Genomic DNA, 13,518 nt, shown 5'->3' on the forward strand with positions numbered 1-13,518 from the left:
TGGCTGGGTTTAGAAAAATCCCTTTTTCTGCCACCAGCCGCCGCGCTTTGGCTTCTGTTCCTCTGTTTCACTGGACGTAACCACAGGCTCGGTGACCTTTTCAGGTTCTGCAACCTTCTTTGGTTCCTCAACAGCTGCGACTTCCGCTTCAATTGACACGTCTTCGGCTTCTGTCTTAGCAGCCGCTTTGCGGGTACGGCGCTTCGGCTTTGCAGCCTCAACCTCTTCCGCAGCGACGGCGACTTCTGCGGTTACGTCTTCTTCAGTGACCTTCTTGCGACCACGCGTCTTGCGCGCAGGTTTGGCTTGTTCTTCGACCGGATCCGCCGCAACAACATCGTCATTCGCAGCTTCTTCGCTCTTTGCAGCCTTGCGACCACGCGGCTTGCGTGCCGGCTTTGCAGCGTTTTCGTCTGCTTCAACAACAGCAGTTGGTTCAACTGCTACTGGCGCTTCAACCGTTACGGTTTCGACCGCCACCACTTCGTTGGCAACGACTTCAGCAGCCTTTTTCTCAACCCGTGAAGGAATGACTGGCGTATAGCCAACAAACTCTGGATCAGGAACTTTCTTAGCGTGAAAGTCATCCTCACGACGATTTTTGCGACCTCCGCGGCGACCACGACGACGCTTCTTGCGACGATCTTCTTCGCTCAACGAACCATTGCTCGGCGATAATTTGTCTTCATCATCATCGTCGTCCGAGGCTTCCGAACCGGAATCCGCCTGTGCAGACTGCTCACCACCTTCACGATCGCGACCACCACGACGACGGCGACGCTTACGGCGCTTGCGATCGCCTTCTTCGCTGCTTTCTTCGCGAGCAGGTGCCTCGGCGGCGATTTCTTCTTCGGCCTCATCCTCATCCAGCGGAATATCCGGATCGTTCAGATCATCTTCATAGACGATTGGTGCAGCAGGATGAATTGTGATTGGACGCGTCGATGGCGCACCCTTGTCGATGACAAAATGCTGATGGCCCACGCTATCGTCGGCATCAATGCTGATTGCAGCGCCGAAACGGCCTTCAAGCTCTGCCAGCAATTCGCGCTTATTGTTCAGTACGTAAAGCGCCGAAGCAACCGGAGTGCGCACAGTGATGTCATAGCCCGAATGGCGCAGAAGATAATCTTCAATGCCACGAATGATATGCAGCGCCATGGACGAGTCGGAGCGAACATGTCCGGTTCCACCACAATGCTGGCACACCTGCATCGTGCTTTCGAGCACCGACGCACGAATGCGCTGACGCGACATTTCGAGAAGGCCGAAATGCGAAATGCGGCCAACCTGAATGCGGGCACGATCGTCTTTCAGACAATCCTTCATCTTCTTTTCGACAGCGCGGTTGTTGCGCTTTTCTTCCATGTCGATGAAGTCGACGACAATCAGACCGGCAAGATCGCGCAAGCGAAGCTGACGCGCGACTTCTTCAGCCGCTTCCAGATTGGTCTGAAGTGCAGTGTCCTCAATCGAATGTTCACGGGTCGAACGACCTGAGTTGACGTCGATTGCAACCAGAGCTTCGGTCTGATTGATAATCAGATAACCGCCAGATTTCAGCGTAACCTGCGGCAGAAGCATGCGATCAAGCTGTGCTTCCAGACCATACCGCGTGAAAATCGGAACCTGTTCGCGGTAGGGCTGAACAACCTTGGCATGCGTTGGCATCAGCATACGCATGAACTCTTTTGCTTCACGGTAGCCGGTTTCACCCGCAACGAGAATTTCCGAGATTTCCTTGTTGTAGAGATCACGGATCGAGCGCTTGATCAGACTGCCTTCTTCATAAACGAGCGAAGGAGCCGTTGATTGCAGCGTCAGCGTGCGGACATTTTCCCACATACGCATCAGGTATTCGTAGTCGCGCCTGACTTCCTGCTTTGTGCGATTGGCACCAGCGGTACGCAAGATCACGCCCATGCCCTGCGGCACTTCGAGTTCTTTGACGATATCCTTAAGACGCTTGCGATCCTGAATATTGGTGATTTTGCGCGAAATGCCACCACCGCGCGCAGTGTTTGGCATCAGCACCGAATAACGACCTGCAAGTGACAAATAGGTCGTAAGAGCCGCGCCTTTATTGCCGCGCTCTTCCTTCACCACCTGAACCAGAATGATCTGGCGGCGCTTAATCACTTCCTGAATGTTGTACTGACGGCGATTGGTGCGAACATGCGATGGAAGCTCTTCCATGGCATCTTCGGAACCAACCGATTCAACCATATCTTCTTCGTTTTCGACTTCGTTGTCGTCACTGTCGCTATCGTTGGCTTCGATAGATTCTGAAACAACATCACCAGCCTGCTTCATCAAAGCGATGGCAGGTGTACCCGCGACGTAATTTACGAATGCCGGACCAACTGGCTCTGCAGCAGGCACTCCGTCTTTAGCAAAGTTACCATGCTGGCCATCGCGACGGCCACGACGACGATGACGGCGCGAACGATCACTGTTCTTTGCTTTTGGTTCGTCGTCTTCGTCCTCATCTTCGGCGCGCGCGGCTTTCGCTTCTGCTTCAAGCAGAGCAAGGCGATCAGCAACCGGGATCTGATAATAATCAGGATGAATTTCAGAGAATGCAAGGAAGCCATGGCGATTGCCGCCATATTCCACGAATGCAGCCTGAAGGGATGGTTCGACGCGTGTAACGCGTGCGAGATAGATATTTCCCTTCAGTTGCTTCTTATGTTCCGACTCAAAGTCGAATTCTTCAATTTTGTTCCCGCGCGTCACGATAACGCGCGTCTCCTCCGGGTGGGAGGCATCGATAAGCATTTTGTTGGACATAATTGTCTTTCTTACCGGCGATAAGACGCAAGCCGCGTGCGCCGGACGAAACCCTGAAGGCTGTCGTCCTGGCTGGGGAGCATCTGCCGGATGATAATGGGTTCGTCGGAACAAAAGCTGCTGTGTTTGCGCGCGATGGCCAACTGGCGATCACGGTCTTCAGGCTTGCAATGGTCAGTCTTGCTTGACCCATAGCTGTTCCGTTCGAAACGACCTCATACATGGCCCGAAAAAGCCGGGCCGACCTGTTTGCTCTTTTCAGAGCGCTGGCGACAGCGCGTATCCATGCGCAGTCGGCCGATTAAAAAACGGAGGCGGCGGGGATGCCGTATTCCGCTGAATTCTGTGCGGGCTAGGGGGTAGTGAATACCATACATCACTGTTTTAGCTATCTTTCGTCGCGATCCGTATTGAAAACCGGCAAACGATTCTGACAGCTATTCCGAAGCCTATTTAAGCTTTTATGGCGTCGTTCGCGCTATGACAAGTATGAATATCAGTTGACACCGTGATCGCAATTTTGCCGAAAGGTGATTATAGAACGGGCAATGACCTGTGCTGTTGGTCAAAAGCCGGGATCAAAGCCTTTGTTAACCATAATTCGATACGGTTTGATTGATCAAATGTACGCATCCATATGCTTTGGCCAAAATGGCCAACTTTCGATGAATTCATAATGTTTAGATCGCGAACACCTATGCATTGTCTGAGCCTGCAAAATATTGCCAGAAATAAAATGAACGCGCGAAATATGTTCGTGCTTTTGGCGATGCTATGCGCTGCGTTGTTGCATATCAGTCAGGCGAAGGCCGCCAGCAATGCGCCGCTGTCTGCATTGACCTATCGCATGGCTGGCGATGATTTGCGTATGCGCGTTGTTGTGATGTTTGATCAGGAGCCGAAATTTTCGACACTCCTTTTGGCTAATCCTCATAGGCTGGTTTTTGACCTTCCTGAAACGCGCTTTGGTTTTGATGAAAACAGCCTGGCGGCGAGGGGGATTGTCTCGCGTGTGCGCTATGGTTCTATTGGCAAGAATCGCTCGCGCCTCATTCTGACATTGCGCGGTCCGTTTGATGTTGAAAACGTTCAGGTGATTAAAAACGAAACGACGTCAGGATATCGTCTTGTTGCAGACATCGTGGCGACGTCCGATCAGCAATTTGAAGCGAAGCTTGCGGCACCACACGATGTAACCGGATCGACGAGCCTAAAAGTTGCGTCACCTTCGATCGATAGTGAACCGCGTCCGTTTATCGTGATGATTGATCCGGGGCATGGCGGCATTGATAGCGGTGCAGAAAGCCTGAGCGGTATTAAAGAGAAGGATTTGACGCTCGCATTCGGTGAGGAGTTACGTGATCGTCTCGCTAAAGAAAGCAACATAAAGGTTTTAATGACCCGCGATGATGACACGTTCCTGCGTTTGTCAGAACGGGTGCGTCTTGCGCGACAATATTCAGCTGACCTTTTCATTTCTATCCACGCGGATACGATCAATCAGGGTGATATCCGGGGCGCTACTGTTTATACAATCTCTGACAAGGCATCTGACTCCGTCGCACGCGCGATGGCTGAGCGTGAAAATAAGTCGGATAGCATTGGTGGTGCTGTTCCTGAAGAGCTACCTGAAGTTGCCGATATTCTGCTCGATCTCACACGTCGCGAAACGCATACGTTTTCGCTGAGCTTTGCTGAGAAAGTGATCGGAGCCTTGCAAGGTGAAGTTAACCTGATCAACAATCCGCATCGGTTTGCTGGTTTTCAAGTGCTGCGTGCGCCGGATGTGCCGTCAGTGTTGATCGAGATCGGTTATCTTTCAAATGCGGAAGATGAGAAACTCATCAGTAATCCGCAATGGCGTCGCAAGCTGGCAGATCGCATTGCGACGGCAATAAAGGCGTTTGAATTGCAAAAGCACCCTGGGACTTTGTCGCGAGGTTAAAATAATGTAATGTTTAGTGGGGGTTGATATTTCTCCCCGCTTATAAGATGCATGCATGCAACAGTTTTACGTATTTTTATTGTCGGTACGCGTTTGTATGACTTTAAATCGGTAAAAACTTGGAAATGATCTTGCCTTTGACGCATTTGCTGGTCAGTAACCACCTATTGCCGAAATGGCGCTGATTAACGAGCATGATTGTTAGTTGCTCCCTAATTTTTCGAACGATCTGAAGGCAGGATTCCGCATCTATGGTAAGGCTTATCGGATATTTCTTCGGTATAGGTACAGTTTTCGCGCTCATTGTAGCTGGCGGAGTTGCTGTTTATATCGGGAGTGTAACCAAAGAGTTGCCTGACTACGAAGTGCTCGCAAAATACGAGCCTCCTGTCATGACGCGCGTTCACGCATCTGACGGTAGTCTGATGGCTGAATATGCACGGGAAAGGCGGATGTATCTGCCAATCCAAGCGGTGCCAAATCGTGTAAAAGCTGCCTTTATTTCTGCAGAAGATAAAACCTTCTATGAGCATCATGGTCTTGATTTTGGTGGCCTCGCTCGGGCGGTGGTGACCAATGTGAAGAATATGGGATCCGGTCGCCGACCCGTTGGCGCTTCGACGATCACACAGCAGGTCGCGAAAAATTTCCTTTTGAGTTCAAATCAGACTTACGATCGCAAAATAAAAGAAGCGATTCTTGCGATGCGTATCGAGCAGGCCTACTCGAAAGACCGCATTTTAGAGCTTTACCTCAATGAAATTTTCTTTGGTCTTGGTTCCTATGGTATCGCTAGCGCTGCACTAACCTATTTCGACAAGTCAGTCGGTGAATTGAGCATTGCGGATGCCGCTTATCTGGCTGCGCTGCCAAAAGGCCCCAACAATTATCACCCATTCCGTTACCCGGATCGCGCGATGGAACGGCGCAACTGGGTTATCGATCGTATGGCTGAGAACGGCTATATTACGACGCAGGAAGCTGATGAAGCTAAGAAGCAGCCGCTTGGTGTAAACCCACGGACGGCAACTCATTATCTCTTTGCTTCTGAATATTTTAGTGAAGAAGTACGCCGTCAGATTATCCAGAAATACGGTGTTGATGCGCTGTATGAAGGTGGCCTGTCTGTTCGTACAACACTTAATCCTACGATGCAGACCGAAGCACGTAAGTCGCTGCAAACTGCTCTTCTGCGCTACGATGAAGCGCGTGGCTGGCGCGGCCCTCTGAAACATGCCGAGCTGGGCAGTGACTGGGCGGCGGCATTTGGCGATATGCAGTCATTTGAAGACGTGCCAGAATGGCAGTTGGCTGTTGTTCTAAATGTATCTGGTGCTGGCGCCGACATTGGTTTGCAGCCTGCTATTGACGGTTCTGGTTTCCGCGGAAAAGAGCGCAAGCGGGGGTTCATTGCTGCTGATGACATGAAGTGGGCGATGCGTGTTACCAATATCGACGGTAAGCGCGGTAGCGCCAAGTCTCCGGAAGGTGTCTTGAAAACCGGAGATATCGTCTATGTGTCCAAAGCTGGTGACGGTGAATCACGTTTCCGTCTGCAGCAGCCTCCAAAGCTTCAGGGCGCAATGGTTGCTATGGATCCGCACACTGGCCGCGTTCTTGCGATGGTTGGCGGATTCTCGTATGGGCAATCGGAGTTTAACCGTGCAACGCAGGCTTATCGTCAGCCTGGCTCTTCATTCAAGCCATTCGTTTATGCAGCGGCACTCGACAATGGCTATACGCCTGCGTCTGTTGTGCTTGATGGACCTCTTGAAGTTAATCAGGGCGGCGCGCTTGGGGTGTGGGCTCCGAAAAACTATTCGGGCAAATTTTCTGGTCCATCGACACTTCGCTACGGCATTGAACAATCGCGTAACGTTATGACCGTTCGTCTTGCGCAAGACATGGGCATGAAGACTGTTGCGGAATATGCTGAGCGGTTCGGTATCTATGACAAGATGTTACCAGTTTTGTCTATGTCGTTGGGTGCTGGTGAAACCACTGTGCTGAGAATGGTGACGGCTTATTCGGTCATCGCGAATGGCGGGCAGAGTATTACACCTTCAATGATTGATCGTATTCAGGATCGTTACGGCAAAACAGTCTTCAAACATGACGGGCGTCAGTGTGAAGGTTGTAATGCGCAGCAATGGTCGGGGCAGGAAGAGCCGACATTGATCGATAATCGCGATCAGGTTCTTGATCCGATGACCGCTTACCAGATTACATCAATGATGGAAGGCGTCGTTCAGCGCGGTACAGCACAGTTGCTAAAGAGCCTCGACCGTCCGCTGGCTGGTAAGACAGGTACGACAAACGACGAAAAAGATGCTTGGTTTGTTGGCTTTACTCCTGATCTCGTTGTTGGCGTCTTCATGGGCTATGACACACCAACACCACTGGGTCGCGGTGGTACGGGTGGCGGTTTGGCTGCTCCGGTGTTCAAAGACTTTATGACTCAAGCTCTGGCCGGTACGCCAAAAGTCGATTTCCGCGTACCAGAAGGCATGACGTTGATCGCGATTAACCGTAAAACTGGTATGCGTACCAATCAGGGTGATCCAAACCTCATCATGGAAGCTTTTAAGCCGGGAACAGGTCCATCGGATAGCTATTCAGTTATTGGTATGGATCAGTATCGTGAAGGATCGCCGGTTCAGCCGCAATCGCCACAAGCGACCCGAGCAATCAATTCGGGTTCGGGTGGACTTTACTGACCTTCCCCTCTTTACACTGCGTCGCGTGCTAACTATGGTCCGCGGCGCTTGGATGGCTGTTTGCCAATCCTTTTAAAAGTGCGAGGCTTGCTCTGATAGAGCATATGTTCTCTCCACATATATGCAGAATAATTGAAGGAACGATTTGCCCATGCGCGCGGAAATCGAGACGCTGGTTGACGAAATCCAGCAGGCCATAAGCCTGCTGAGGAGGCATCTTTGACTGGGATCAGGCAATTAAACGTCTGGGCTATCTGAACCAGAGAGCTGAAGATCCTACCCTTTGGAATGATGCACAGGAAGCCCAGAAGCTGATGCGTGAGCGCCAGCAGCTGGAAGATAGCATCAACGGCATCAATACACTTAGACAGACACTCAATGACAGTATCGAACTCATCGCCATGGGCGAAGAGGAAGGCGATAAGTCGATCATTGCTGATGCTGAAAACACCATTCGCGATCTGAAGAAGGAAGTCGATAGTCGACAGATCGACATGCTGCTTTCAGGCGAGGCTGATGCGAATGACACCTATCTTGAAGTCCATGCTGGCGCAGGCGGCACGGAAAGTCAGGATTGGGCGTCAATGCTTTTGCGTATGTATACGCGTTGGGCAGAGCGCAGCGGACGCAAAGTCGAAGTCATGGAAGTGCATTACGGCGAAGAAGCAGGCATCAAGTCGGCGTCGATCCTCATCAAGGGTCATAATTCCTATGGCATGGCAAAGACGGAATCCGGCGTTCATCGTCTCGTCCGTATTTCGCCTTACGATTCGAATGCGCGTCGTCATACATCCTTTGCAAGTATCTGGGTTTATCCGGTCATCGATGACAATATTGATGTGCAGGTAACAGAAGCAGATGTTCGCATCGATACCTATCGCGCCTCCGGTGCAGGCGGTCAGCACGTCAACACAACTGACTCGGCAGTCCGCATTACACACATTGCTTCAGGCATTGTCGTACAGTGTCAGGCAGAACGTTCGCAGCACAAAAACCGTGAAAAAGCCTGGGCTATGCTCCGTGCCCGTCTTTACGAGGAAGAGCTGAAGAAGCGCGAAGAAGCGACTGACGCCGCCAATGCCAGTAAAACTGATATTGGTTGGGGACATCAGATCCGCTCTTACGTCTTGCAACCTTATCAGCTCGTCAAGGATCTGCGTACCGGTGTTGAAAGCACCAACCCGCAGGAAGTGCTTGATGGTGCTGTTACCCCATTCATGGAAGCCGCTCTTGCGCACCGCATTCATGGTGGGGCTGAGCTAATCGAAGACATTGATTGATCTTCGTATTGATAAAGATGCTAAAAACCCGGCTATATGCCGGGTTTTTTATGCAGCTTATTCTCGGAACACTCAGGAGTCTTTTGATGCGGCGCGCTCTACAATCGGGCGGTTCTTGTGTGTGCGTGGGCCAGTGATGATCATGTCGATTTTCTGAATTGTCAGCGCATCTTCCGGCGTCAAACGGTCTGGCTGAACAGAGATACCCGGAAGAGGTTCGGTTGGCATCTCAGGTAATGGCTGCAATACCGCTTGTTTTTTGAATATCGATGCGAGCTTGCTATTTGATTGTTGTGGCTTTTCAGTAAGCTTTTCGAACGTCGTATAAACTCCGCCCCCCACAGCAACAACGAAAGCTACCGCACCAAAAATTGACGTTCGTACCCATTTCGTGGACCAGGGCCAAGCGGCAGGATTATTCAGATGCCCATTGCATCCGTCGTTTCCTGGTTTGTTCCACTTTTTTATCATGCTGGTCGTCTTTGCATCCCAGATATTTGATTCTATTGCATCTTATCATGGTTAACAAAGCTTTTCCGAAGCTTTCGCAATGCCTGCTTAAACGAGAATGAAAAAGGGCAATCACATTACCGGTATTGCCCTTATTGTTTGATCAAAGTGCGCGTGCAGCCTCGAGTACGGCTTGCGCATGGCCATCGACTTTTACTTTTTCCCAGACCTTAGCAACACGACCTTCTGCATCGATCAGAAACGTAGTTCTTTCGACGCCCATATATTTGCGGCCATACATGCTCTTTTCGAGCCAGACACCGTAAGCTTCAAGCACTGTCTTGTCTTCATCTGCGGCCAGATCGACGGTCAACTCGTGCTTTTTGCGAAATTTCGCATGTTTATCCGCGCTATCCGGCGATAGACCAATGACACGTACATTCAGCTTGTCGAACTCAGGCTTGAGCTGAGAAAATGCTATGGCTTCTTTTGTGCAGCCAGAAGTATCATCCTTTGGGTAGAAATAAAGAACGACTGGGTTTCCTTTGAGAGACGACAGATTAATGCTGTCATTATCAGAGGGCAAAGTGAAGTCCGGTGCGAGATCTCCAACTTGGGGACGAGCCATATCTAAGCCTTTCTTTTGTGGATATACGGAGAAACTGCCTGTTACACTTAAAGCTATCGCATTCGTATCAGTCTTGTGCAACGTAGCGTAACTCAGGCAGCGAAGTGTGTATCTTTAGGGAGATGCTAAAGAAGTGCAACGTCGGTTTGCTGATCGAACTTAGGCTAACAAAAACAGTATATTATCGAGTTCTCATGATTCCTTTCATGAGATGGTTTAAATAGAGAAATCAGGTGGTCGGCTGGAATATTGACTGAGAAAGAGCACAAAATACGCTTTTCCAAGCGCGAGATGAAGAGAATCGTGCGCCTGGCGGCTGACGGAGATGATGGAGGCGTGTTCGTAATCGGGCGTCGTAAACGCTCATTTTTTTCGTTGTGCTCTCACGCTGTTCTGTCGCTATGTATCGCACTTGTTCTGATCGGCGGAGTTGGTTTTGTTATTTTGCGTGGTGGCGTGACCAGCAATATGCTCCGCGAAGAAGCTCAGAAAAATTTGACTCGTTTACTCGGTGATCGGGCATCTGCTTCAATTGGGAGTGCTGGATTTTCGCTAGATCAGAATAGCCTGGTGGCCTTAGAGGCCCGTGATGTGTCAATTTCTGATCCCGGGCAGCGCATCGAAATCCAGAATATTAAGTCGGTACGCTTGGGGCTTGCGCCGCTTCCGCTTTTGACCGGCAATGTGCGGGTTGCGGAATTGGAAATTGATGGCGCGGCGTTTGATTTGCCTGAACAGGAAGGAGCAGGGTTTTGGAAGTCTCTGCCTTATGACAAGCGCGGTTTTGTAGATTTTGATGTGCTTTCGGATGATCTTTTTTCTGCGATGCGCCGAAATCTTGAACTGTTACATGACCAGAATACAAAGGCTCTGAGCCTGATGAATACAACGGTGCGGTTTAAGGCTGGGGATGAGCAGCAGAGCATAGAAATCAGAAAGCTGCGACTGATTGAAGATGCAGGCCGCATCAAGCTGGATGGAACTGTTGTATGGAACGGCAAGATAATTGCTGTTGACGGGAACATCGATCGCAAGGGTGAAGATAACGAACTTGATTCATTCAAGGTCAATATCAGTAATATTCCTCTCGATCTGGGTTCGTCTGCAGCGGTCGCACCAATAATTGATGGCAATCGGGTTAATCCCGCCCATTTTGAACTCAAAGGTAATGCAAGTCTCACGCTCTCGGGAAAAACGGCTCATGCTGAAGAACCGGATACAATTGGCGCAGAGTTAGCCGTTGATGGCATCGACATGCAGCTTGGACGTGTTGAGGATGTGCGTGGATCGGCTGTGCTGAGGCTGGAGCATTCCGTTGGTAGTCAGAAGATTGAAGTGTTGCCGTCGCGTGTCCAGCTGGGTGGGTTGCAGGCTCAGTTCAATGGCGCTTTTGGACCAGATTTTCAGGCTCAGGATGCAGTTTCTGATCCTAGTTACCGCTTTGAAATACTGACAACTTCTGCGATCAGCATGCCAGCCGAATCGAGTGATCCACCACTTTCGTTTGGTGTGCGAATTGCTGGAAGTTTCCTATCAAAACAGCAGCGAATCCAGTTCTCAAATCTCGATGTTCAAACCGCAAGCGGCGAACTCTATGGCCAGGGCAGTATTGGTTTCGGGAGCGGTTCGCCGGAAATGATTTTCATGCTGCGCATTCCGGAAATGCCTGTCGCCGATGCAAAGCATCTTTGGCCTATTGACGTTGCTGACGGCGCACGTGCCTGGGTATTGAAGAATCTTTTTGGTGGTCGCCTGACAGATAGCCGCATCGAAATTTCTTTGGCAGGTGGTCGCTTTAATGGGCCCGGGCTTCCTCCACCGCTGACGGACGAAGAAATAAAAGCTGATTTTAATGTCGAACAGACGCGTTTTGATGTTATTGGTGAATTGCCACCTGTTCGCGATGTCAACGGAACAGTGAGCGTTCGTGGTGCACGTACGACCATCAAGCTTGATAAGGGCGTTGCTTACACGCCTGATAACCGACAGGCAGATGTTTCTGAAGGTACGTTGTTTATTCCCTGGGGACCGCAGCGTCCGGTTATTGCAAATCTTGATCTACTGGTGTCGGGACAAGCAGCCGCTATTGCAGAAATCGCTGGGAAAAAGCCGATTGATGTTCTTAAAAACGTGCCTTTCCTGCCGCAGGATGTCACTGGCGACGTTAAATCGCGCGTTAAAGTCAGTTTTGCAGTGTCGAAAGATCCGCCACCCGGAACTCTCAAGTGGGAAGCTGATATCGGCTTTAAAAACCTCTCTATAGGCAAACCTGTTGGTGGATCAAAGGTTACTGATGCTGATGGAAATATAAAGGTTGATCAGACAGCTGCGATAATTACTGCTGATGCAAAGCTTGATGGTATTCCTGCCAAAATCACAATGACCGAGCCTGTTGATCGTTCAGGGCCAGCAAAGCGCGACCAGCAAGTTCGACTCGAAATCGACGACAAGTCGCGTGATAAAGTGCTGCCGGGCTTAAAGGACGTCTTCTCAGGGCCAATTTCGATTGATCTTGGAATGGAAGAAAATGGCAAACGACATGTGGTGGCGAACCTTGACAAAACTCAGGTTGACTTACCTTGGCTCGGTTGGCGTAAGGGCAGCGGTATAGCGTCCAAAGCAGAGTTCGATCTCGTTAAAAGCACTGGCAGTGATGGCAAGATCGACATTCGCAACCTCGTGCTGACTGGTGATGCATTTGGCGCAAAGGGTAGCTTCTCTATTGCCGGTGGCGACCTACAGTCGGCAGATTTAACTGATGTGCGGCTTAATCGTTCTGATAGGCTCTCCATAAAGGCCACTAAGGGAACGGGTGGATACCGCGTGAATGTCAGCGGTTCTAAGTTTGATGCACGATCGCTGATCAAGCAATTTTCTGATGTAGGTAAGAAAACTGGTGGCTCCAAAGGCAACACTACACGCGTTGTTGTAAGCGCGCAGATTGATCAGGTTACAGGGTTTAATGATGAGACCCTGCGCAATGTTGCCGTTTCTTATGAAAGTGCTGGAAGCAAAATCTCTGGTGTGTCCGTAAACGCCCAGACGTCTTCTGGGGAGTCATTTGTCGCCACTAATAATGATCAGGGCGATGCGCGTTCTGTGTCTTTGCAGTCCAATGATGCTGGCGCGATCCTTCGTTTCTTTGATTTCTACGATAAGATGCGGGGCGGAAAAATTACAGTTGGCTTGGCGGGCCAGGGCAATGGTCCGTTGAGCGGTCAGATTGATGCCAGAAACTTTTCGATCATCAACGAGCCTCGCCTTGCAAAAATTGTTTCTTCTTCGCCATCAACAGGTGGCACAAGCCTCAATCAGGCCGTTAAACGTGATATCGACGTATCCCGAGTTGATGTGGAGCGCGGCTTCTCTTTGATAGAAAAAGGCACAGGATATTTGAAGCTTTCGAAGGGCGTTCTTCGATCGCCAACCGTTGGGGCAACGTTTCAGGGCACTCTTTATGATCCGCAGGGAAATATGTCGATGACCGGCACATTCATGCCTGCTTATGGCGTGAACCGGATCTTCGGTGAAGTACCGATCTTTGGCGCGCTTTTGGGCAACGGACGTGATCGCGGTCTTTTGGGTATAACGTTCAAGCTTGAAGGTACCGCTAAAGCGCCACAAGTAATTGTCAACCCGATTTCAATTATTGCTCCCGGTATTTTTCGTTCGATCTTTGAGTTTTGATGGATAACAAAAAAGCCCGGC

8 protein-coding genes are annotated in these 13,518 nt (G+C 50.3%); 5 read left to right on the forward strand and 3 right to left on the reverse strand.

The window, feature by feature from the left end:
• Positions 1 to 9 precede the first annotated feature (9 nt).
• Positions 10 to 2,790, reverse strand: coding sequence for an Rne/Rng family ribonuclease (locus RI570_RS11065; RefSeq protein ID WP_313828453.1), 2,781 nt, complete (start codon positions 2,788 to 2,790; stop codon positions 10 to 12).
• Positions 2,791 to 2,792: 2 nt separating this feature from the next.
• Here RI570_RS11065 and RI570_RS11070 point away from each other — a divergent pair, with 2 nt between their 5' ends.
• The 4 genes from RI570_RS11070 to prfB all read left to right on the forward strand — a co-directional run bounded on the left by RI570_RS11070 (position 2,793) and on the right by prfB (position 8,732).
• A complete protein-coding gene (locus RI570_RS11070) occupies positions 2,793 to 2,978 on the forward strand; it encodes a hypothetical protein (RefSeq protein ID WP_313828454.1) in 186 nt (61 codons plus the stop codon).
• A 509-nt stretch (positions 2,979 to 3,487) separates the two neighbouring features.
• Complete coding sequence (locus RI570_RS11075; RefSeq protein ID WP_409558658.1) at positions 3,488 to 4,735, forward strand: N-acetylmuramoyl-L-alanine amidase; 1,248 nt, start codon at positions 3,488 to 3,490, stop codon at positions 4,733 to 4,735.
• Between the two features lie 251 nt (positions 4,736 to 4,986).
• The gene (locus RI570_RS11080; protein WP_313828456.1) at positions 4,987 to 7,452 is read left to right on the forward strand and encodes a penicillin-binding protein 1A; all 2,466 of its coding nucleotides are present in this window, start codon (positions 4,987 to 4,989) and stop codon (positions 7,450 to 7,452) included.
• A gap of 151 nt (positions 7,453 to 7,603) precedes the next feature.
• Positions 7,604 to 8,732 (forward strand): peptide chain release factor 2 gene (gene prfB / locus RI570_RS11085; RefSeq protein WP_313828457.1). Its coding sequence is split into 2 segments (ribosomal slippage): positions 7,604 to 7,672 and positions 7,674 to 8,732, totalling 1,128 coding nucleotides; the frame shifts between segments, so codons are not numbered across the junction.
• Positions 8,733 to 8,804: 72 nt separating this feature from the next.
• Here prfB and RI570_RS11090 read toward each other — a convergent pair.
• Positions 8,805 to 8,960: a hypothetical protein gene (locus tag RI570_RS11090; RefSeq protein ID WP_313828458.1), complete on the reverse strand. Its 156-nt coding sequence runs from the start codon at positions 8,958 to 8,960 to the stop codon at positions 8,805 to 8,807.
• A gap of 385 nt (positions 8,961 to 9,345) precedes the next feature.
• Positions 9,346 to 9,810, reverse strand: coding sequence for a thioredoxin-dependent thiol peroxidase (gene bcp, locus RI570_RS11095; protein ID WP_313828459.1), 465 nt, complete (start codon positions 9,808 to 9,810; stop codon positions 9,346 to 9,348).
• A gap of 291 nt (positions 9,811 to 10,101) precedes the next feature.
• Between bcp and RI570_RS11100 the strand changes: the two genes are divergently transcribed.
• Positions 10,102 to 13,497 (forward strand): DUF3971 domain-containing protein, encoded by a 3,396-nt coding sequence (locus tag RI570_RS11100; protein ID WP_313828460.1) that lies wholly within the window; start codon positions 10,102 to 10,104, stop codon positions 13,495 to 13,497.
• The last annotated feature ends 21 nt before the right edge of the window (positions 13,498 to 13,518 follow it).

Origin of the sequence: Brucella pseudogrignonensis, assembly GCF_032190615.1 — a bacterium.
GTDB classification, from domain to species: Bacteria; Pseudomonadota; Alphaproteobacteria; order Rhizobiales; family Rhizobiaceae; genus Brucella; species Brucella pseudogrignonensis_B.

Bases quoted from the DNA above. Each gene is read 5' to 3' on its own strand.
- RI570_RS11065 (WP_313828453.1), bottom strand. From the start codon at position 2,790: ATGTCCAACAAAATGCTTATCGATGCCTCCCACCCGGAGGAGACGCGC.
- RI570_RS11100 (WP_313828460.1), top strand. From the start codon at position 10,102: ATGAAGAGAATCGTGCGCCTGGCGGCTGACGGAGATGATGGAGGCGTG.
- RI570_RS11090 (WP_313828458.1), bottom strand. From the start codon at position 8,960: ATGCCAACCGAACCTCTTCCGGGTATCTCTGTTCAGCCAGACCGTTTG.
- bcp (WP_313828459.1), bottom strand. From the start codon at position 9,810: ATGGCTCGTCCCCAAGTTGGAGATCTCGCACCGGACTTCACTTTGCCC.
- RI570_RS11080 (WP_313828456.1), top strand. From the start codon at position 4,987: ATGGTAAGGCTTATCGGATATTTCTTCGGTATAGGTACAGTTTTCGCG.
- RI570_RS11075 (WP_409558658.1), top strand. From the start codon at position 3,488: ATGCATTGTCTGAGCCTGCAAAATATTGCCAGAAATAAAATGAACGCG.